The organism is Vibrio floridensis, from assembly GCF_021852965.1.
Taxonomy (GTDB): Bacteria; Pseudomonadota; Gammaproteobacteria; order Enterobacterales; family Vibrionaceae; genus Vibrio; species Vibrio floridensis.
On record NZ_JAKGCY010000001.1, the window covers coordinates 870,504 to 891,697 of the forward strand.

General features: G+C 44.1%; 16 protein-coding genes. 9 read left to right on the top strand and 7 right to left on the bottom strand.

Annotation, left to right across the window (positions count from 1 at the left end; all coding sequences use genetic code 11):
- Positions 1–41: 41 nt before the first annotated feature.
- Together fabV and tesA are read right to left on the bottom strand one after the other, a co-directional pair.
- On the bottom strand, positions 42–1,244 hold the full coding sequence (gene fabV, locus LZU85_RS03635) for an enoyl-ACP reductase FabV (RefSeq protein WP_237286402.1): 1,203 nt from the start codon (positions 1,242–1,244) through the stop codon (positions 42–44).
- 78 nt (positions 1,245–1,322) lie between these two features.
- A complete protein-coding gene (gene tesA, locus LZU85_RS03640) occupies positions 1,323–1,925 on the bottom strand; it encodes a multifunctional acyl-CoA thioesterase I/protease I/lysophospholipase L1 (RefSeq protein WP_237286403.1) in 603 nt (200 codons plus the stop codon).
- Here tesA and LZU85_RS03645 point away from each other — a divergent pair.
- From LZU85_RS03645 to LZU85_RS03655, 3 genes are all read left to right on the top strand, one after another.
- Positions 1,924–2,601, top strand: coding sequence for an ABC transporter ATP-binding protein (locus LZU85_RS03645; protein ID WP_237286404.1), 678 nt, complete (start codon positions 1,924–1,926; stop codon positions 2,599–2,601). The genes tesA and LZU85_RS03645 overlap by 2 nt on opposite strands.
- Before the next feature lies 1 nt (position 2,602).
- Positions 2,603–5,050, top strand: coding sequence for an ABC transporter permease (locus tag LZU85_RS03650; protein ID WP_237286405.1), 2,448 nt, complete (start codon positions 2,603–2,605; stop codon positions 5,048–5,050).
- Positions 5,051–5,368: 318 nt separating this feature from the next.
- Positions 5,369–6,826, top strand: coding sequence for an FAD-dependent oxidoreductase (locus tag LZU85_RS03655; protein WP_237286406.1), 1,458 nt, complete (start codon positions 5,369–5,371; stop codon positions 6,824–6,826).
- Positions 6,827–6,916: 90 nt separating this feature from the next.
- Here the strand turns inward: LZU85_RS03655 and LZU85_RS03660 are convergent, their stop codons facing one another.
- Genes LZU85_RS03660 through LZU85_RS03670 form a run of 3 tightly spaced genes read right to left on the bottom strand, consistent with a single transcriptional unit; the run spans position 6,917 to position 9,285 of the window.
- A complete protein-coding gene (locus tag LZU85_RS03660) occupies positions 6,917–7,852 on the bottom strand; it encodes a 5-oxoprolinase subunit C family protein (protein WP_237286407.1) in 936 nt (311 codons plus the stop codon).
- Entirely contained in the window at positions 7,849–8,484 is a 636-nt protein-coding gene (locus tag LZU85_RS03665) for a 5-oxoprolinase subunit B family protein (protein WP_419795951.1), read from the bottom strand. Before LZU85_RS03665 ends, LZU85_RS03660 begins: the two co-directional genes overlap by 4 nt.
- 57 nt (positions 8,485–8,541) lie before the next feature.
- Positions 8,542–9,285, bottom strand: coding sequence for a 5-oxoprolinase subunit PxpA (locus LZU85_RS03670; RefSeq protein WP_336886267.1), 744 nt, complete (start codon positions 9,283–9,285; stop codon positions 8,542–8,544).
- Between the two features lie 268 nt (positions 9,286–9,553).
- Between LZU85_RS03670 and LZU85_RS03675 the strand changes: the two genes are divergently transcribed.
- On the top strand, positions 9,554–11,551 hold the full coding sequence (locus LZU85_RS03675) for a diguanylate cyclase domain-containing protein (RefSeq protein WP_237286408.1): 1,998 nt from the start codon (positions 9,554–9,556) through the stop codon (positions 11,549–11,551).
- Positions 11,552–11,833: 282 nt separating this feature from the next.
- Here the strand turns inward: LZU85_RS03675 and LZU85_RS03680 are convergent, their stop codons facing one another.
- Positions 11,834–13,999, bottom strand: coding sequence for a TonB-dependent hemoglobin/transferrin/lactoferrin family receptor (locus LZU85_RS03680; RefSeq protein WP_237286409.1), 2,166 nt, complete (start codon positions 13,997–13,999; stop codon positions 11,834–11,836).
- A gap of 230 nt (positions 14,000–14,229) precedes the next feature.
- On the opposite strand from LZU85_RS03680, the gene LZU85_RS03685 reads away from it, so the two are divergent.
- On the top strand, positions 14,230–15,117 hold the full coding sequence (locus LZU85_RS03685; RefSeq protein ID WP_237286410.1) for a LysR substrate-binding domain-containing protein: 888 nt from the start codon (positions 14,230–14,232) through the stop codon (positions 15,115–15,117).
- Positions 15,118–15,223: 106 nt separating this feature from the next.
- Here the strand turns inward: LZU85_RS03685 and LZU85_RS03690 are convergent, their stop codons facing one another.
- The gene (locus LZU85_RS03690; RefSeq protein WP_237286411.1) at positions 15,224–17,902 is read right to left on the bottom strand and encodes a bifunctional acetate--CoA ligase family protein/GNAT family N-acetyltransferase; all 2,679 of its coding nucleotides are present in this window, start codon (positions 17,900–17,902) and stop codon (positions 15,224–15,226) included.
- A gap of 223 nt (positions 17,903–18,125) precedes the next feature.
- On the opposite strand from LZU85_RS03690, the gene LZU85_RS03695 reads away from it, so the two are divergent.
- The 4 genes from LZU85_RS03695 to yciH all read left to right on the top strand — a co-directional run bounded on the left by LZU85_RS03695 (position 18,126) and on the right by yciH (position 20,798).
- On the top strand, positions 18,126–18,698 hold the full coding sequence (locus tag LZU85_RS03695) for an SPOR domain-containing protein (protein WP_176299056.1): 573 nt from the start codon (positions 18,126–18,128) through the stop codon (positions 18,696–18,698).
- A gap of 167 nt (positions 18,699–18,865) precedes the next feature.
- Complete coding sequence (locus tag LZU85_RS03700; protein WP_176299055.1) at positions 18,866–19,864, top strand: D-alanine--D-alanine ligase; 999 nt, start codon at positions 18,866–18,868, stop codon at positions 19,862–19,864.
- 245 nt (positions 19,865–20,109) lie between these two features.
- Positions 20,110–20,484: a DUF3319 domain-containing protein gene (locus LZU85_RS03705; protein ID WP_176299054.1), complete on the top strand. Its 375-nt coding sequence runs from the start codon at positions 20,110–20,112 to the stop codon at positions 20,482–20,484.
- 2 nt (positions 20,485–20,486) lie between these two features.
- Positions 20,487–20,798, top strand: a complete 312-nt coding sequence (gene yciH, locus LZU85_RS03710; RefSeq protein WP_176299053.1) for a stress response translation initiation inhibitor YciH — start codon at positions 20,487–20,489, stop codon at positions 20,796–20,798.
- Positions 20,799–21,194 lie beyond the last annotated feature (396 nt).

Genomic DNA, 21,194 nt, shown 5'->3' on the forward strand with positions numbered 1-21,194 from the left:
TAGCAAAAGAGAACGCATTCTCACGTGTGAGACGTTCTATTCTATGGCTCTAATTTTAAAATGTTCATTAAGTCAACGGGTTGTGCATAGTCTACCCCTTGAATGTCAAACCCATTGAGTTGCATAAACTCATTTCTGAAGCCTTGATAATCACCGACTTCTTTGAAGTTTTCCGCGTTCATTTGCTCTAGAATCGCGTTTACTTTTTGTTGAATGGCCGGGGACATTTCCCAGTCATCCATTCGAATTAAACGCTCGCCGTCGACCGAAACGTGGTCTTGCCCATAAAGGCGAGTGCTAAACAAACGTTGCATCTGTTCGATACAGCCTTCATGACACTTTTCTTCTTTCATCACACGATAGAGCGCAAGTAGGTAAGGTGAAAGTGCGGGGATGAAAACACTTGCCTTAGTCACCAGTGCCTTACACACCGTCGCATAAGCACCGCCATCAAAATTGGCGAGTTTGAGATTAAGAGAATGACTGGTTTGGTGAAGATCAATCTTTGCTCGACCCAAAGTACCATCACGATAAATTGAATGAGTCGTTTCTGGTCCGACATAGGAAAACGCGATGGTTTGGCAACCCTCTGCAATGGATTCTGCGTTGATCAAGGTATCAATCCAACTTTCCCAGTCTTCGCCCCCCATCACTTTGATGGTATTCAACGCTTCATCTTCCGTGGCAGGATCTAAGGTTGTTTCTACCCACTGCTCAAGCTCCAAATCAATAGAAGCGCCAGTGACTGTTTGACCATAGGGTTTTATCACACTGCGCCAAAATTCACCCGGTCGATTTGGAATCGGGCGAACACCAGTGGCAAGGCTGTAGATAACTAAATCAACTTCACCCTCAAAGTAGGTTTCAATCGCTTCAATGACTTGTGCACGCGTCTCTGCTGAAAACGCATCTCCGACAATGTTGATCGCAATACGACCTTCTTTTTCTGCTTGCTGCCTAAAAAAGATGTTGTTGTACCAACCCGCACTGCCAGATCCTTTTTCAGAAGGGCCTCGTTCAAATGAGACACCGATGGTGTCTGCCTGTGCGCCACCAAAAGTGAGGGCTATCCGAGCGGCAAGGCCAAAACCAGAAGACGCACCAAGAATCAGAACACGTTTAGGTCCTTTTGAAATCTGTGGTGCATTTTTTACGAATGCTATCTGTTTTTTTATTGCCGCTTCGCAACCATAAGGATGAGCAGAACGAGCAACAACGCCTTGAATAATCGGTTCTATACGCATGCAGTATTCCTGACTAGGGGAGAATTGCATTAGGCTAACGTAAAGAAACGTAAAATGATTTGAGCTAGACCATTAAAATCAGAGATGTTTGGAAAACGTTTCCGCAACAAACTGAGCGATCCAAGGCTGTGCATCAGCGGTAGGGTGAAGACCGTCTTGCATCATCCATTCTGGTTTCACGATCACTTGTTCTAAGAAAAAGGGCAGCAACGGGACTTGATGATGCTCAGCAAGTGTTGGGTAGAGTTCAACAAAGGCGTCGGTATAACGCTTACCGTAATTGGGTGGAACACGGATTTGCATTAAGGCGACTTTCGCTTGCGAACTTTTACTCATCTGTATGATGCGTGAGAGGTTTGAGGAGATCACTTTATGCGGGAAACCACGCAAGCCATCGTTGGCGCCCAGCTCAATCAGAACCCAATCGGGAGAATGCGTTTTTAGTAGTTCTGGCAATCTTGATAGGCCATTGCCTGTGGTATCACCAGAAATACTGGCATTGATCACTTCGACGTTTTTTCCGTATATGTTCAATGCCTCTGGTAACAAATTTGGCCAAGCCTGTTCTGCCGACATGTTGTATCCTGCACTCAGGCTGTCACCCAGAATCAACACTTTCTCAGTTGCGTGAGTCACGCCAGAAAGGAAGAAAATAATAACGAAGGAAATAAATCTGACCATGCAATCTCCAGTAATCAAAGCCGAATCCGTTAGTAAACAAGTCTCTACTAATAACGAGCAGTTAACAATCCTAAAAAATGTAAATCTTGTGATAGAAGAGGGTGAAAGTGTCGCGATCGTTGGCACGTCGGGTGCTGGTAAATCGACTTTAATGACGTTGTTAGCGGGGCTCGATGTCGCATCGGCTGGAGAGGTTTATTTACTTGGTAAGCCACTATCAAAGCTTGATGATGAAGAACGAGCAGCAATAAGAAGTGAGCATATCGGTTTTGTCTTCCAAAGCTTTTTGTTGATCCCCAGTCTAACCGCGTTGCAAAACGTCACATTGCCTTGTCTATTGAAAGGGCAAGAAGAGGACATTGAGCGAGCAAAAACACTACTTGAATCAGTCGGCCTTGCGTCACGGGTCCATCATTTGCCTAGTCAACTCTCTGGTGGCGAGCAGCAACGCGTTGCCCTTGCACGTGCGTTTATGACCCAACCTAAGATTCTATTTGCAGACGAACCCACAGGAAATCTTGATCAAAACACGGCCGAGAAAATTATCGAACTGCTGTTTGAACTCAATCAACAGCATGGAACCACCCTTGTTTTGGTTACACATGACACCAAGCTTGCTCATCGTTGCCAAAAAATATTCAAGATGAACGCCGGACAACTGGTTGGGGTGGAATAAGATGGGGAAAATGACACTTAATCGTCGTTTGACACAATGGAGTTTAGAGGAAATCCGACACGGGAACTTATGGCCGATTAGTGTGGCACTGGTTTTGATCATCTCGTCTGTGTTCGCATTATCAGCGCTGGCAACTCGCATGGAGCAGGTGATTGTAAAACAAGGGAAAGATGCCTTAACCGCCGATACCGTGTTTGTTTCAGCCAATCCTTTGCCGCCGACGTTGCAGTCCGCAGTGGCGGCGCAAGGCGAAGCGGTTAACACATCACGAATGACGCGTTTTGCGACCATGGCGTTTAGCGAAAACGAAATGCAATTAGTGACGGTGAAAGCGGTGGAGTCCAATTATCCGCTGCTGGGTGAACTGCGCTTAGCGGGCAGTAGTGGCATTGAAACGCAAGTTGCGCCCGGAGAGTTATGGCTTGATGCTCGAGTGAAAGAGCGTCTTGACGTTAATTTAGGTGACAATGTCACAATTGGTGATGCAAATTTTTCTGTTACCGGTTTTATCGAATCCGAGCCAGGACTAAGCTTTAACCCATTTCAGCAAATGCCCGCTGTTTACATCCATCTAGAGGATGTTGAAAAAACAGGCGCAGTTCAAATTGGTAGTCGAGTACAGTACCGTCTTTATCTGACGGGAGAAAAGAGCCATTTACAACCCATTAAAGACAGTGTGAACCTCACACCGAGTGATCGTTGGCGAGATCAAGAAAATGCAGACAGAAGCAGCGAGGTGTTTGAGCGCACCAGTCAGTATTTGTCACTGACGGTAGCGATCGTCATCATTATGGCCGCAACAACCCTGGTTTTAACTTGTCAAAATTACGTTGTCACGCGTAAGCAAACCATCGCGATGCTTAAAAGTATTGGTGCGCGACGAGCTTGGATTGTACGTTGGTTGGCGATTCAACTGACGATTCTCTTCGTTATCGCTTCAGTCATTGGCATCGTCATTGGTTTAGGTTTAGAACAATTATTAAGAGTTCCACTGAAAGATTTGCTACCAGATCCGTTGCCGAGTTTTGGCGTGGAGCCTTTTATCGTTTCGTTGGCAACAGCATCATGTATCGCGATACCTGCGCTTGGCATTCCACTCTCCACATTGCTCAGAACATCAGCCGTGAGTGTAATGCAAGATAATGATGACACAATAAATCGGAACTGGCGTAGCCTCACGTTAGTGTTTGTTCCTATTGTTCCTATGCTGGTTAACTACTACAACAATGTGATGGTTTGGGTGGTGCTGGTTTCGATGGTGACGCTCTTTGTTGTACTCGCACTCATCGGTTTGGGATTGAGTCGTCTATTGACACGTTTTCCACTCACTACTCCCGTTAAACTCGCCTTGAGCCGAATCAATCGCTCAGCATTGAGCAGTGGTTTGCAATTAGGGGCTTTGGCATTGTCCCTGATGTTATTGGCGATCATTTGGTTAGTACGAACGGATTTGCTGCTCGATTGGCAAAGAACACTACCTGCAGACGCGCCCAATGTGTTTGCTTTGAACATTGCAGACTACGAAAAAGAGGCATATCTGGCGTCGTTAGATCAGAGCCAAATTCCTCGTTCAGATGCTTTTCCAATCATCCGTGGACGTTTCACGGAAATAAATGGCGTTGATGTCAGCGAATCCAAAGACAATGAAGGGCGCGATCGCAGTGATGCAGTGAGCCGAGAGCTCAGTTTGACGTGGTCTGATCAACTACCGAGTTATAACCAAGTTATCGAAGGCTCATGGGTCCCTAAGCTTGCTGTATCGGTCGAGTCTGAAGTGGCAAACGAAATGGGCATAAAAATTGGTGACGAACTCACTTTTGTTATAAGTAGCCAAACCTTCAAAGCGACGGTGAACACCATTCGCAAAGTAGAGTGGCGCGACATGAAACCCAATTTCTATTTTATATTTTCTAACGATGTGATGGCATCCATGCCTGGTTCGTATTTGGTGAGTTATCGAATTGAAGAGCAGCAGGTGAGTGTATTGAACCAGTTGTCGCGTGCACATCCCACCGTCACTGTGTTAGATATCCGTACCATGGCGACCAAGATACAAAGCTTGATTGAGCAAATCGTTTGGTCTATTTCAATTCTTGCGGTGCTCGGTGTAATAGCAGGCCTAATGCTCATCTTTACGCTACTTCGACTGAGCTTATCGCAAAGGCAACAAGAGATTCGCCTATATCGAACCTTAGGTGCGTCTAAAAAGCGTGTCACGCAAACCATTTGGGCCGAATTTGGCCTAATGGCATTCATTGCGAGCATTGTCGCTACTTTTGGCGCAGAGCTCGCTGTTGCCGGTGTGATGCGATTTGGTTTTGAGCTGACGACACAGTGGCACCCGCAACTATGGCTTATGTTACCAACCGTTGCTCTCATCACGCTCTTTGGCGTTGTTGCAAGTTTAATCAAGAAGTTATTGACACCTGTCAACAATGCATATTCCTAGGTTGATATGGCTTTTGTCCCAGTTATCCACAAAATCAGTGGATAACTTTTGGGATAAGTAAACGGCCAAAATAGTGCAAATCAAGCAGAGTCATTGAACCACTTGAGTTAGCGCATTTGGGTTATTCACATTTAAGTAAAAGCGTGTTGTCGACATAATCTCGTCAAGCTTTTTTTGATAAATTTATAGCATGCGTTTGAATTGAGCTAAAACGAATAAAAAGCCGTCAAGTGCCAGTAACCGCAGGGAATTTGTGATTTTATTCACGCTTGAACACGGGTAGAATCTGACGTCAGAATTCATAGTGATAGTTGAAAAATGAATAAGTTAAACTCACGTGTCGATGGTGTACACATTGCTGTCGTTGGTGGTGGTGTTGCAGGAGCAACGGCCGCAATACACTTTTCTGAGCTCGGTTTTAAAGTGACCTTGCTTGAAAAAGGCCCGTCACTGGTGAACGGCCCTCCCATTTGCCATCTGCACGCTGGTGGAAACTTATATAGAGAGATTTCGACAGAGCAGTGTATCGAGCTGCTCAAACAATCTATAGACAGTGTTCGCTTGTTCCCAAGTAGCATCAACATTCGTCCTACCGTCATTGCGATACCAAAGACAGATGAAGGGCAGCCAGAGGATTTGTTGACGCGTCTCGAGGCCATTGCTAAAACTTACAAAGCCCTAGTCGAGCAAGAACCCAGAAATCAAGTGCTCGGGCACCCTGACCATTATTACAAGTTGTATACTCAAGCTGACCTTGAGTTGCTTACCCAGCGAGTTCAACCTACTCATCCCTCTACAATGGATGAATGGGTCATTCCATTTGCTCGCCATGCCAATTTAAATCAATTAAAGTATCCAGTGGTGATGGTTCAAGAGTTTGGTTGGAGCGTTTTCAGGCTTTCTGCGATTGCCAGCTTGGCTTTGGAGCAATTTCCCTCAACAAAAGTGCTTTGCAATACCGAATTACAAAGTGCTAGTTGGGATGGCAGACAATGGTCACTTAATGTATCAGAACAGGAATCGCCAATTTTCGCTGATTACTTGGTGAATGCTTGCGGGTTCGAAACGGGAACCGTTGACGACCGTGTAGGTGTGCAAACACAACGACTCGTTGAGTTTAAAGCGGCCTACGTCACCCGTTGGGCGCAATGTTCCGAAGAGTGGCCGGAAGTCATTTTTCACGGCCCACGTGGCACACCTCAGGGTATGGCACAATTAACCCCTTACGCTGATGGCATTTTCCAACTGCACGGTATGACTCAAGAGATCACCTTATTTGAAGATGGATTGGTAAGTAGTAATCATCAATCTTCACAGCCTCGTTTGCCATTGCAGTACATGAAAAAGATTCAACAAGGTTGGGATGAGGATGTATTGAACGCGAGAACCCAAGGAGCAATCGAGCACATGGCGCAGTTTATCCCCGACTTTCACGCTGCTCACGCAGCGGGTAAAGCCCTGTTCGGTGCTCAGCAAATTCCAGGCAATGACGTCACATTGCGTGCGGCAGATGTTGCGTTTTCAACTAACAATTATGCGTGCATTGAAATTGTCAAAGCCTCTTCCGCTCTGCAAGCCGCTCAGAAAACCCTTGAACACTGGTTCGAGCTGCCTATTTCAAATGACATCGAAGCGCAGCACCCAGTGACACAATCATTAAGTGCGGATGAAGTGGAACAGAGAGCGATTATGTTGGCAGAAATGCGTGACTATCCCATTGCGTTGGCTAAGACAACGGGAGAGGCTTTGTTTCGCAAATCAGCCTCTCACAAATAAAAAAGAAGAGAAGTGGGTAAGTTATTTTTCGTTGTCGAAACAACGATATTAGTGATGCCTTAGACCTAAGCGATGGTTGACGCACATAAACTAATAACCGAAAAATCTTGCCCACTGACACCACACATCTTGCAATCCTTCGCGATCTCCTTTCACAAAACGCACTTCTTGACCCGGTTTAGCTTGTGCAAGGCGCGGTATGTCGATTCGCGCAACACAACCGATTTTGGGATACCCACCAATGGTCTGCCGATCGTTAAGTAGAACAATAGGATGTCCACTTGGGGGGACCTGAATTGCCCCTAGTGTAATGCCTTCTGACAAAATGCCACTGTATGGAGGAATGATTTTACCTTGGTTCAGCCGATAGCCCATACGGTTGGAGTTTGTATCGACTTCAAAACGGATTTGGTATAGACGCTCGCGTTCGTTAGGATCAAAATCCTGCGCTTGAAATCCCTCGATCACTCGAAGTTTCAAAGGAAGGTTGTAATCTGGTTTAAAGCGGAACGTCAGCGCGCGCGGTTTGCTCTTGGGTAGAGGATGCGAGGTGAAGAAGAGCATGTCGTTCGCTTGTAGCACTGAACCATCTTGACTCAATCCGCCCAAATGATCTCGACTCACGGCACTGCTGCTGCCAAGATGCAAAGGAACATCGAAGCCCCCTTTAACGGATAAATAAGCCCTAAGACCATTTCTCGGTAAACCAAACGATAAAATGTCGCCTTGCTTGGCAACGAAGTCACTCCAGTTGTTTAACGAGGCACCATTAAGGCAAGCCGTTAAGTCTCCGCCACAAATGGAAAGATGGCAATCAGCCAATACTTCGAACACCGTTTGGCCCAATGTGATCTCAATTGAGGTAAGATTGACGGGGTTTTCCAGCAAATAGTTTGACCAACTGTATGCATAATCGTCTACCGGACCGCCTTGTGTAATACCAACATGAGCTAACCCAAAGCGTCCGAAATCCTGCACTAAACTTAGTGGGCCAGCCTTAATCACTCGAAGGGATCCTTGGCTCATAGAGTGCCTCCTAAATGCAGAAATTCATCTTTTGCAATTGGCTTAAAGGTGACAATGTCACCGATGGAGAAGAGGGTAATAGGCTGCTGATTGGGTTGATAAACTTCACTTGGCGTTCGGCCTATGATATTCCATCCTCCGGGGCTATCACTCGGATAGATTGCCGTTTTCGTCTCTGCAATAGCGACACTTCCTTTGGGAACTTTTACCCTTGGTGAAGCCAGTCTTGGGAGCGACAAACGGCTATCAACACCAGAAAGAAACGCGAAACCGGGAGTAAATCCCACAGCAGAGACTTCATAGTCAGTTTGAGAGTGCAAGTCAATCAGCTGTTCGAGATCAATTCCATTTTCCTGAAATCTCACGAGATCAAGAGCGGTTTCGGCTGCATAGTAAACAGGGATCAGGTGGCGGATCGGCTTTGTTTCTAATTCCATTTTCACTTGCTCTGTCAACAACGCATGAAGTTGCCTAACGATAGCGGCTTCATTCAATCGAAAGGGAAGATATTCCACCAGTATGGTGTGATAGGCTGGGACGACGTTCATTACTGAGCTTTGCAGATGAAGGCCGATAGCCCCAGCATATTTGCCAATGTCAGCTTCTATGAAGTTTTCATCAAAGTGAATCATAAGTGCACATTCAGCAACAGGGGTAATAGTAAACCTATGATGTGGCAAAGTGACTCCTTAAAGCCGAGAGATAGCTTGGCTAATTCGTTGAACAAGTGCGATGGACTCAGGGTTGTCACCGTGCACACAGATAGTATCGGCTTCAATCGCTAGCCGACCACCATTACGAGTATTGACACAGCCATAGGACGCAATTTGCAGAGCCTGATTATAAATATCATCAGCTTGGTGAAACACAGCGTTAGGTAAAGAGCGAGGCGTCAGTTTGCCATCATCGTCGTACTGGCGATCGGCAAATGCTTCAAACAGTAGTGGGACATCATAGATGTCGGCGATGTCAAGATAACGCTGATTGTCTGACGTTGCCAAAATCATCAATGGAATACCAAATACAGACACCGCCTCGCATATAGCTCGAAAGGTTTCTTCACTGTCCATCATGTCATTGTAAAGCGCACCATGAGGTTTTACGTAGTGGAGTTTAACGTCACGATATTGACAAAACGCTTTTAAAGCACCGACTTGATAGAGCACTAATTCCGTTACTTGTGCAGGCGTATGAGGGAGGCTACGACGACCAAAGCCCACAAGATCTTGATAGCCAGGATGCGCCCCCACTTCGACATTGTAATGCTTTGCCAATGCCACGGTTTTAGACATAACGGAAGGATCTGATGCGTGAAAGCCGCAAGCAATGTTTGCCATGTCAATCCAAGGCATCACCATTTCGTCGGATCCCATCTTCCAATTGCCAAAGCTTTCGCCCATGTCGCAATTTAGAGTCACTCTTTGTTTATTCACTATTCTTTAAACCATCCTTGCTAGTAACTTACCTAAGTTGGCTGAAAACACTCGGTATGACAGTGATCAGCCTCATCCTTTACTTAAGCCACCACGATGATGGATGAAAGTAGGGGATATTCGCCATAATCTATAACGAAAAGAATAACAGTCGATAGCGCTCTATGAGAATTTATTCGCGTTTGTTCAGTACATTACCGTTGTCTAGGTCTCTTTTTTGTTGTTTTGAGCCAAGTTTAAGGCGGCTTTCTACACAGGGAGGCCTTTGATGTTTCCTTCCAAAGGTTTATCCATTAAATACAAGTTACTGTTACCAACTCTGCTCGCTGGCACTTTGCTATTTGCTTTTACACAAGTGGTTCAGATGTGGAAAAGCACACAGTTAGAGTTTGAACATCAGTCTCAGCAAATTGCTCTTCTAGTGCAGTCCACTTCTGCACAGCTTGATGACACGATACTAGTCAACGATATGGCATCGATCAATGAGTTACTCTCGATTTACACAGTGAATCCCTTCGTCTATCAGGTCAAATTAGAAAGTCCAGACAAAAGGTTGATCTTTCATTTCCAAGCCAATGAGAATGGTTACCTAAAAGCTCTGCGTCAACAACTGGAATACAGCCCCTTCGCTTTGTTCCAAACAATGACCATAGAACAAGATATTGCTTCGGAAGAAAAAACGCTTGGTGTACTAACGGTGGCCCTGCATTCACACAATCTCGAGAAGTTACAGGTTCAAATTATCCAAAGCAGCGCACTTGCCGTCATTGTCATGTTGACTTGCTGCTTACTCATCGGCTGGATGATTCAACGTATTGTCCTAGATCGTATCTATCAACTTCACATCAGCGTACAAGAAATGGTCGAGGGTAGGGTTAAAAATAACAAACTCACTGCAAAATCAAACGATGAATTCGGGATCTTGCTCTCTGCCTTTGATCATTTGAGTGCTCAGTTAGCTTATAAAGAAAATCAGATATCTCATACACTTCGTCATTTAGAACAAGAAATAACTTTAGCAAATGATGTGATTGAGGGGAGTCCAAATGCTTTACTGCTCGTTAACAACAAAGGGGAGATTCTGCGTCATAACATCGCCGCCAGCACACTTTTACAACGTACTCGATCAGAGATAGCAAGCAACAATCTGGTTGATCTCATGCAGTTCAAAGAACCCTATTCACTCTCTAGAATTTTGTCTTTCAGTGAGAACCTTTCCGATCTGGTTGCCGAGAGTCAGTTGAAGGATCAACAAAGAATAGTTCTGAGGGTTTCGACAACCAAGTTAAACAGCCATCCATTGCTCATAGTTTCTATCGAGGACATCACGGAAATTCAACAAGCCATCAACAGACAACGAATCGCCGCAGATGTCTTTGAGAACAGTCAAGACGGCCTACTGGTGGTTGACAGCTTAGGCTCAATAAGTATGACGAACGCGGCGCTAACTCGTATGCTCGGTTACACGGAAGAGAAACTCGTTGGGCAGCCGCTCCTCAAAGCGATAGATTGGCACGAAACCCACAAACTCATGCCAACGATTTATGAATCAGTGGAACATTACGGGCAATGGCAAGGAGAGATTCTAGAGAAGCACTGTAACGGCAATTTTATCCCACTTTTCGTGAAAATTAGTCGAATGACCAAGAAAGTAGGAAACAATGATGCTTTTGATATGGTGATTATTTTCACTGATCTCTCTGGAACGAAAGAGATGGAGAGATTGGAGTATCTTGCCCATCACGATGCCCTTACTGGTTTGGCAAACCGTTCCAAACTCAACTCAGAACTTGAGCAACTATTAAAACGCGGCAGTTACTCAAACAACGACTTCTCTATTTTCTACATGGACTTAGACGGATTCAAATACGTCAATGATACTTTTGGCCATGATGCTGGTGATGAAGTGCTTAAGGTGGTATCAAAAAGGCTGTTAAATGAGGTGAGAAGTGATGATTTGGTTGTTAGGCTCGCGGGAGATGAATTCGTTTTGCTCATAAAACGCGCAGACATTCATTCGGTCACCGTACTCAGTGAGCGCATCCTAGAGAGCATAAAGAAACCTATCGAGTATCAAAATCAGATAATGAGCGTTGGATGCAGTATTGGCGTGAAGTTAGTTGGGCAATCTGAAACAGATATTGAACGTATTTTAAAAAGCGCCGACACCGCAATGTACAAAGCGAAAAAGTTGGGTAAGGGGAGAGCGATACTGATTGGAGCAGAGCACATTGAACACTCATCAGACGAGGTTACTTCGGAATAAACTTTGATCCAAATCGGAAATACCGCAAGTTTTGCGTAAATATCTAGCATAATGCTAATGAACTGTTACACTTACTTGGCTTTATTTCGTAACAAAAAATTTGTTTTACACCGAGGATCCCATGGAACTTGCTTTGATCGTTACTTTTATCGTTGCCTCTGCAGTAATGGTAAAAAAAGAAATGACAAAACAATAAGTTATCATTCATCTTTTCTTTTTGTTTTTACATTTTGAATGAAACTTAAAAAGCCAGCAGTTGCTGGCTTTTGTTTTTATTGTAGGCTAGAACTTGTAGTCAACACTAACAGACCAATTTCGACCTGGTTGCGACAAAAAGTCTTTGTTAGTCGTGGTTGTAATGTTTCTAACATCTTGATATGACCAGTATTCTTTATCGAAAAGGTTATTGATACCTGCTCTTAGCGTTAGATCTTTCAGCGGTGTATAGTATGCCGAAATATCGACAACTCCATATCCTGCACTATCAAATGCATCTTCTTTAGACCAATCATCTTTTTTATCCACAAGAGTAAGATTGGCAAGGCCACCAAATTTCAGTTCTTGATTGTGGTAGCCCAAGCCCAATACCGCTGTTAGCGGTGCAACGGAATCGAGTGCATTCCCGGTATCTTTATCTTTTCCTTTGGCATACGCAATGGAGAGCTTGCTGTACAGGCCTTTTGGAGCATTAATGGCGTCATCCAGTAAAATATCGGAACTAAGCTCTAGACCCTTAATTTCAACACGATCTCGGTTTACGATCGTAAAACGCTTTTTGTTTGGGTCGATGCGCTCTAGATCTTGTTCATCAATAAAATCTTTGTACTGGTTAACAAAACCAACAAGTTCAATACGAGCCCAACGATTTTTAGATCGTAGGCCAATTTCATAAGAGGTACTACGCTCCGCTTTCAAATCTGGATTTGGGACAAAATCCGCTCCTGTATTGTACTCATAATAGAGTTGTTCAACGGTTGGAGCTTTAAATCCTTGACTAACTTGCGCAAAGTTACTGATGTTGCCGTTGTAGTGATAAACGGCACCGAGCTTACCTGTAAGGGCGTCACTGCTGTTTTTCTCACGCTTTGTCGTTGCTGTAGCGGAATACTCTGGTGTTGTTTCAAACGAGTCGTATCGTACGCCAGCATTAACAATAAGAGACTCCTCCAACAAAAATGCATTGTCTTGGAAGAAAACGCCTTTTTTTACCGTTTTTGCGTTGGGAACCGTCGTTTTAGCCGGTTTAGATGTGTTGTTGTCATGAAGATAATCGACATTGTCTATTGAAAAGTCGGTATGTTGGTAGTTCAAACCGTACGTAATTTCATGTGTCGAACCATCGAGCACTAAAAGTTTGTCAAATTGCGTATCAAACTGCAGTGTTTCTTCTTTTGCCGAGCGCTCACGTGTTCTGTCTCCGTTGTAACCTACCATTCCTGAATGATCTGTTACGTGGGAGAAGTTACCGTTAATTGATTCGCTTTCTTGGTAGTTAAGTGCGGCATTCAATGAGTCAAACACGACGGCATTGCCATGAAAGTCATATGTTAAGCCAACACGACGGCGAGTTGCCTCATCATTGTTGTGTGAATTTGAATACGTAGCAACGGGCATGGGGCCATAACTCATCGTGTAGTTGCCATATCGATTATCTTCGTTGTATTCATGTTTATATTGTTCATACACAACGCCCACGCGATTGTGATCTCCAATATCAACAAACGCTTTCGCCAGAATATTTGATAACTTTTTATCAGCCGGGTTTGCTGTTCCACGCATTGGGCCATCGATGTCCGCATCATCTGAGTACGTTTTCTGCTCGTTACCATCTGCGTATGTGCCAATGACTATCGTTTCGAATATGCCTTTTCTCATTGCCCACGTAAGGGTGTTCTTAAATTGTGTATCGGCTGAGAAATAGCTGGATTTAATACCGAAATGCGTGCCATCACCTTCATCTAATACATCAGCAGGCTGCTTGGTACGGAGTACAACGGTTCCACCGAGCGCATCAGAACCGTATAGGGTAGAAGATGCACCTTTATTGATTTCAATTGAAGTAAGCGTATCTAATTCAACAGTATTTGGATAAATAGCTTGAACGTTTGCGCCTGGGTTGAAAGGAGTCACTTGTGATACTCCGTCCACAACGACTTTTACTCGGCTACCTTCCATCCCACGAATATTGAACCCTGAAATGCCAAATCGACTCGATGTCGTTACATTCACGCCGGGAGTGTAAATAAGCGCATCGTGTAGGTTTTTGGCTAACTGAGCGTCGATGTCGTCAGATGAAACCGTCTCGATAGAAGAAGAAACATCTTGCTTGCTCTGTTCTGTCCTTGTTGCAGAAACAACGACTTCATCGAACAAACCCACTTCTTGCGCTTGAAGCGGAGTAGAAAGAACGAATAATATTGAGGCTGAAAGAAACGTTCTGTTGTACATTTTTACTACCTTTTAAATCCTTAGCAGGCTAATCATCGCGGCAATTCTATTTTATGCGAGTGATAATTACTATCATTTGCACCTTTATTTTAAACTAACACTTTGGTTAGATGGATTTTCTTTTCCACGAAAAGGCAATATTATTCAACGAGATATTTTGAGTTAGAACGAAGTATCTACTGGTTTTACAAAATTCACATATGTGACAAAGATCACTAAAAGGATTAAATGTGCAAAGCCCCATTACGTTAGAAGCACTTCATATACTTGATGCGATTGATAGAAGAGGGAGCTTCGCGGCCGCCGCTAATGAACTTGATCGTGCGCCTTCATCTTTGAGTTATCAGATCCAAAAACTTGAACAAGATCTTGATATTATGATTTTCGATCGCTCGGGACATAAGGCCAGTTTTACCGATGCAGGCAGGCTGATTCTCGACCGTGGTCGGGCAATTCTGACGGCCACAGAAAAATTAGTAAACGATGCGACATTGCTCGCCAATGGTTGGGAACTCGATATTGCGATTGCCTATGATGGGATCATTGGTATTCACCATTTTTTCCCTCTGGTTGATGCTCTCAGTAACGTCAGTAAAACCAGAGTAAGGCTTCAAGAAGAAATTTTAGCAGGTTGCTGGGAATCTCTGCAGACAGGAAGAGCCGATCTGCTTATTTGTCCAAGAATGGAAGTGTTGCCACACGATGTTAAAGCAGAAACGATTGGCAAAATGAGTATGACGTGGGTTGCTGCACCAAGTCACTATGTGCATAAGCGTGTGGGCGAGTTTGACGACTTGGCAAGGGAAAAGTACCGAATCATCGCCATTGCGGACACTGCGCGTGAGCAACCCGCAATAACAGTAAACATTGTACAAAGGCAGCCAAGACTAACGGTCACCAATTTGCAAGCCAAGGTGGATGCATTAGTCGCTGGGCTTGGTATCGGCACGTTACCAACGGACGTTGCACAAATACTCATTGAAAAGGGTCAGTTAAAGGCCATCGAAGGCGTTATACCGCAACCTTTGGAAGTGATCCTCGCATGGAAACGAAATCAAATGGGCGAAGCAAAATCTTGGTGCATTCAGTACATTAAGAAGAACTGGAAACTCAAATAAAGTCCATTTAACCTTTGATAATCACTCCAATTACGCTTATATCTAACTTTGAGATTTGGGCTGGTTCATCACCAGCCCAAGCATCCTCTACCATTTAATCAACGACTTATGGATTTAATAGTAAGACCATATCCGCGACACCATCTTCAAACTGCACGTCTAGTGAGAATCCAAGTTTTTGAGCCAACGTGAGCATTCCACGGTTGGTTGGCATGGTCATTCCCGTCATCCGCTGAGTTCCTTTTTTGCGGCAATAATCAATAATCTTGTTCATTAATACTTTCCCAAGCCCTTTGCCTTTGAGATCAGAACGAATCAGGATCGCAAATTCAGCTTCCGTGTTCTCAGGATTAATCAGCGCACGAGCAACCCCAATAATTTTGGCTTCGCCCGTAGAGAAGGAGACGGCAACAAAGGCCATTTCTCTGTCGTAGTCAATCTGTGTCAGATTGGCTAAAGCCTCATGGTTAAACTCGCCCACATCACTAAAAAAGCGTTTGTAGAGATCCTCTTTGGAGACGTTGTTAATGAACTCAGCGTGAGCTGGCTCATCTTCTGGCAAGATTGGGCGAAGCAGTATGTGTTCGCCATCCTTAAGTTGCATTGTTTCGACAAACTCAGCTGGGAAAGGGCGGATAGCTAACCGTTCTTGGCCATTTCCTTTGTAATCCTCTAGCGTGAGATCCGCGTCTAAAATGGTAAAGTGCTCACCATTTGCCAATACTGGATGGATATCCAGCTCTTTAATTTGTGGCAGTTCAACGACCATTTGAGATATTTTTACCAAGAACTTAGCCAGTCCTAACACATCCATAGGTTCGGGTAATTTTTGTAGCCGAATGTGTCCTTCTTTAATGGCTCGAACAATGAGATAGCGAGCCAACGTCATGTTGAGTGGGGGTAATGCCGCAGAAGCGTCGCGGGCTTCGCTCCATTCCGACCCGCCTTGGCCTAACAAAATCACTGGGCCAAACACTTTATCAGTGATGACCTTGATTCGGATCTCCTCACCACCAGCAAGTTTTGCCATTCCCTGAACAAGCAGGCCGTGGATATGTGCGCTTGGATAGGCCAATTTGGTGCGATCGAGAATCGCATTAGCAGCCGAAGAGACTTCTTGGCTATTGCGCAAGTTAAGCATCACACCTTGCACATCAGACTTGTGAGCAATATCGGGTGAACGAAGTTTGACCGCTACAGGGTAACCAATTTGCTCTGCAATATGAACAGCTTCGACAGTGTCACTGGCGATCCAAGTCGGAAGCACATCAAAATTGAATAACTTCAGCAAGTTGCCTAGTTGATGAGTATCTAAATGAACTTGCTGTGAGTTCTTAAGTTGTTGAGCGACCCATTCGCGCGCTGTGTTAACATCAGAGACATGAAGAGGTTCGGCGGTGGTCGGAGTTTCCATCAATTGCTTCTGGTTTCGTCGGTACTCAACAAGGTGCATGAAGGCAACCACAGCGCTTTCTGGAGTACGGTAGGTCGGAATGCCTGCCTTGGTGAGGATCATTCGAGCGGGTTTCGCTGTTTGTTCGCCAGACCAGTTGGTCAAAATATTAAAACGTTTGTGGCGAGGGTGCGCCTTGATCGCATCAACGATCGCCTGCGCTGTTTCAACGGAATCAGAGACAGCAGAGGGACTATGCATAATCAATATCGCGTCTGCACAATCGCTATCAAGCAACGTGTTGATGGTTTTAACATAGCGCTCTTTATCTGCGTCGCCAACGATGTCTATTGGGTTGTCACGTGACCAACTTTCAGGAAGCTGAGACGATAACGCATCGATGGTTTCCAAAGACAAGTTTGCCAACTGGCCACCTCTATCGAATAGCGTATCGACTGCCATCAGGGCAGGGCCGGCACCATTAGTGACAATGGCAAGCCGTTCGCCTCTAAGGGGTACAGAGTGGGTTAAAGTTTCTACAGCGGCAAACAGTTCATGAGTGTTGTGTACACGCAGCATTCCAGAACGTCTGATAGCCGAATCATAAACAATATCGAGTGTGTCAAATCCCACTTTTTTAAGCGCCTTACGGCCAGAGATCGAACGCCCACCTTTTAAAACAAGAATACGTCGGTTTCGTGACGCTGCACGCGCAGCTGACATAAATCGTCGTGCATCTGAAATCGAATCGACATAGAGCAAAATGGCATCGGTTTTGCTGTCGGTACAGAGATAATCCAAGAGCTCATCGAAGTCGATATCTAAACCATTACCAACAGAGACAAACGCCGAAAAGCCAATTTCTTTGTCATTTGCCCAGTCAAGAACTGTCGTACAGACTGCTGCTGACTGAGATATAAACGCTATCTTTCCAGGCTTGGCATTGACAGGAGAAAAAGAGGCATTAAATTTATGCCAAGGAAGAATCAACCCTAAACTATTCGGCCCAAGTATCCTCATGCCATTAGCACGTGCGATGGAAACACATGCTTCTGCCACACTTTCGGCTTCACCGTGTAAATAGTCAGTATCAGAGGCCAGTACAATGACGAACTCTGTGCCGAGAATCGCAAGTTGCTCGAATATTTCCACGTTGCGTTCGGATCTTGTACAAACAATTGCAATATCAGGGACCAAAGGCAACTTATCCAAGGAAGGATAGGCTAGTACACCGGAGACAGATTTATACTTAGGTGTCACGGGCATAATCGCACCTTCAAAGCCACCTTGAAGTAAGTTCCTCATGACGATATTGCCCGCACTCAAGTGACGCTGTGACGCACCAACCACGGCTATGGAAGCCGGTTTAAAGAGTTTCTGTAACTTATTCACCAATCTTCTCCCGACGCATACAGCTCCAACTAATGATTACATCATAAACAAAAACTTAATCGGTGAAATGTCTATAATTAGCGCTATGCTTATTAAAAGAGCGCGCTGTCGATAGATTGTGTATTAAGTCACATGTTCAAGGCAGTTTATTGATATCTAAGCTTGATTCTAGGCATAGCTATCGGCATGATTCGATATAAATTTTAAGAAATGGTCAAATCCCATGAAGAAAGTTGCAATTATCACTCTCTCTGTTTTGCTCTCGGCTTGTGCGTCAGATAATTATGTCGCAAATGTCACAACGGAAAGTCATCGTGAAGAGTTCAAGATAGACCCGATTCCAGAACCGTTAATGGCCAAAGAAGAAACCGTTCAAGAGACCACGATTTCGACACCTGTTGTTAAAATGGAACCACAAGTCGAAGAAAAGAAAGTGGTTAAGCTCAGCCCTCAATCTGATACCAAATCGGTTAAGATAGTGCCGCCATCGAAGAAACAACAAGAACAATTACAGAGGTTTGGTTACACGGTGCAAGTTGTTGCTGTCGGTACACAGGCCAAAGTAGATTACTTTGCTTCCAGGCTACCTAAAGATGGACAGCCAGTTTGGGAAAACTACAAAGTGGTCAACGGAACTAAGTGGTTCACCGTTTTGTATGGCGATTTTGCTACCAGCACTGAAGCGAAAAAAGCCATCTCTGCGTTACCGCAAGAGTTCAAAGAGCTACAGCCATTTGTTAAAAGCATCGATGCGATTAAGAATTCAGAGTACCCAACTCTCAACAAGCTAAACTAATCGCTAAATTCAATGTTTGAAGGAGCCTTGTGCTCCTTCTGTTTTTTGCGCAACAATTAAGCATCCAACGAGTGAAAAACACTTTTTACCCACAAATGACTGTACGAGAGAGACGATATGGTTATCATTGAGAAAGTCGTGTCTCTTAATCACGGAAATATATTCTAATGATGAAAAATGTATTACTTCTTTGCGGTGGCGGTTCCTCGGAACACGAAATTTCACTGCTGTCGTCAGAGTTCTTAGAACAGCAACTCAGACTTATTGAAAATGTTACCGTACATAAAGTTGTCATTGAGCAAAGCGGTTGGTTTGATACAAACAACCAAGCCGTATATCTCGACATACACACCAAGTGCATTAAGAGTGATGAATCTGATCTTTCAATACAGGTCGACTTTATCGTGCCTTGCATCCACGGATTTCCCGGTGAAACAGGGGATATTCAGTCGATGTTTGAGCTTGCGGGTATTCCTTATCTTGGCTGTGGCCCAGAAGCGAGTAGCAATAGCTTCAACAAAATTACATCAAAGCTTTGGTATGACGCGATAGGTATCCCTAATACTCCTTATCTATTCTTAACGAACAACGACCAACAGGCACATGAACGATGTTCCCAAGCGTTTGATAATTGGGGAAAGGTTTTTGTAAAAGCAGCAAGGCAGGGGTCATCAGTAGGGTGTTACAGTGTCACTTGCAAATCGCAACTTGATAAAGCTATTGATGATGCATTTGGATATTCACACCAAGTGTTGGTAGAGAAAGCAGTAAGACCTAGAGAGCTGGAAGTGTCTGCCTATGAAATGAACGGTGAGCTGCATATTTCAAAGCCAGGCGAAATCATTGCCCCCGACGGGGCATTCTATTCTTATGATGAAAAATACAGTGCAGGCAGCCACTCAATTACCGAAGTTGAAGCCAAAAACCTCACTCAAGCTCAACAGAACTCCATTAGAGAATACAGTGAAAAAGTGTTTCGCCAAATGAACCTTCGTCATTTGTCTCGAATCGATTTCTTCTTAACGAAAGAAGGTGATATTTATCTAAACGAGGTAAACACTTTCCCCGGTATGACAAAAATTTCAATGTTTCCGAAAATGCTACAACACAACGGGCACAAGTTTCACGAGTTCTTAGCCGATTGTATTAAACGCGCTATCCAATAAATTAAAGCACCTAAAAACAGCGAGGTATACCAGATATACCGCGCTGCTTTTTGTACTTTTTCGCCCAGAAAACTGACCAAAATAAGACAAGGTCAGTACAAAACCCTTAGAGTATCTTCATGGAGAATAAGGTTTTTTTCCATTTCGTTGCACCAAAGCACGCTATTAAGGAAATTTTATACTTGCTAAGCGTCTGATTACTATTATGATTATAGTAAGACTTAACTACTAGATGATTCAGTTACATGGCTATATCTCATTACCGTGGTTTCAACTTACAATCTGCTGCCAATGACACTAATATTTGGCAGGTTAAGATTAAGAATCGTGTGCTTCACGGCAGCCTAAGTGCCGTTAAAAAAAGTATCGACTGGTGGTGTGACACGGCATCTATCATCGATCCTAGAGAATTTTCTTCTTTAGATAGAAAGCAAGAAGCTATAGGAAACCCACAATCAGAAAACTTTAATGGTTTTGCCATTAAGAACGATACTGGCGAGCCTAATGCTTGGTATTGCTTCTTTAATGGCAAACTCATTAAAGGTTCAAAAGCGGCTATTCAGCGCCATATCGAAGCGTATCTAATCGCTAAGCAAAAAGCTGAGCAACAGAAGAAATAACAATGACATTGGTATATTCAACAGAATCTGGTCGCATTAAGCCAGAAGAGCAACAATCAGAGCGACCGAAAGGTGATGGTATCGTTCGGATACAACGTGAAACCAAAGGTAGAAAAGGTAAGGGAGTTTCTGTCGTAACAGGCCTAGACCTAGACGATGCCCCTCTAAAACTTCTCGCAGCTGAGTTAAAGAAGATCTGTGGTTGTGGTGGTAGCGTTAAAGATGGCAACATCGAGATACAAGGCGATGTCCGAGAGAAAATCAAAGCCTATCTTGAAAAGAAAGGCATGAGAGTGAAACTAGCCGGTGGTTAACGTCAAAGGAGCTTTTAAAGCTCCTTTTTTGATCCCGTTTAGAGTGGTCAAGTACGACGATCATTTTATCAATACAATATAGAACCTTAAATCTTTGATTATAAGGTTCTATATTAGGTATTTTATGGTAAATAGCACTTATGTTTAATTGCATACTTAACACCGAAAATAAAAGCAAAGGGGCGAGTATCGAAATTTCATGAGCTTAGCGTTGCTCTTTATTTAACATAACGTACATAATGCGCACTGCGATTAAGAAACTTAGTAGTGTCTTGTTTTAGCCACTTTAAAATGCATCTTTAGCTCCTAGCAACTAATCTCTACTTGCCCAGCTAGATTCTAATCGCGATCCACGACAAGTTCAGTGACTGTTGCTTCAACTACGCGTCATCCTGA

What these genes read in the sequence shown, in the direction of transcription:
- LZU85_RS03675 (WP_237286408.1), top strand. Translation starts at nt 9,554, where the DNA reads ATGTTTCCTTCCAAAGGTTTATCCATTAAATACAAGTTACTGTTACCA.
- LZU85_RS03695 (WP_176299056.1), top strand. Translation starts at nt 18,126, where the DNA reads ATGAAGAAAGTTGCAATTATCACTCTCTCTGTTTTGCTCTCGGCTTGT.
- LZU85_RS03660 (WP_237286407.1), bottom strand. Translation starts at nt 7,852, where the DNA reads ATGAGCCAAGGATCCCTTCGAGTGATTAAGGCTGGCCCACTAAGTTTA.
- LZU85_RS03655 (WP_237286406.1), top strand. Translation starts at nt 5,369, where the DNA reads ATGAATAAGTTAAACTCACGTGTCGATGGTGTACACATTGCTGTCGTT.
- LZU85_RS03705 (WP_176299054.1), top strand. Translation starts at nt 20,110, where the DNA reads ATGGCTATATCTCATTACCGTGGTTTCAACTTACAATCTGCTGCCAAT.
- LZU85_RS03680 (WP_237286409.1), bottom strand. Translation starts at nt 13,999, where the DNA reads ATGTACAACAGAACGTTTCTTTCAGCCTCAATATTATTCGTTCTTTCT.
- LZU85_RS03650 (WP_237286405.1), top strand. Translation starts at nt 2,603, where the DNA reads ATGGGGAAAATGACACTTAATCGTCGTTTGACACAATGGAGTTTAGAG.
- fabV (WP_237286402.1), bottom strand. Translation starts at nt 1,244, where the DNA reads ATGCGTATAGAACCGATTATTCAAGGCGTTGTTGCTCGTTCTGCTCAT.
- LZU85_RS03645 (WP_237286404.1), top strand. Translation starts at nt 1,924, where the DNA reads ATGCAATCTCCAGTAATCAAAGCCGAATCCGTTAGTAAACAAGTCTCT.
- yciH (WP_176299053.1), top strand. Translation starts at nt 20,487, where the DNA reads ATGACATTGGTATATTCAACAGAATCTGGTCGCATTAAGCCAGAAGAG.
- LZU85_RS03665 (WP_419795951.1), bottom strand. Translation starts at nt 8,484, where the DNA reads ATGATTCACTTTGATGAAAACTTCATAGAAGCTGACATTGGCAAATAT.
- LZU85_RS03700 (WP_176299055.1), top strand. Translation starts at nt 18,866, where the DNA reads ATGATGAAAAATGTATTACTTCTTTGCGGTGGCGGTTCCTCGGAACAC.
- tesA (WP_237286403.1), bottom strand. Translation starts at nt 1,925, where the DNA reads ATGGTCAGATTTATTTCCTTCGTTATTATTTTCTTCCTTTCTGGCGTG.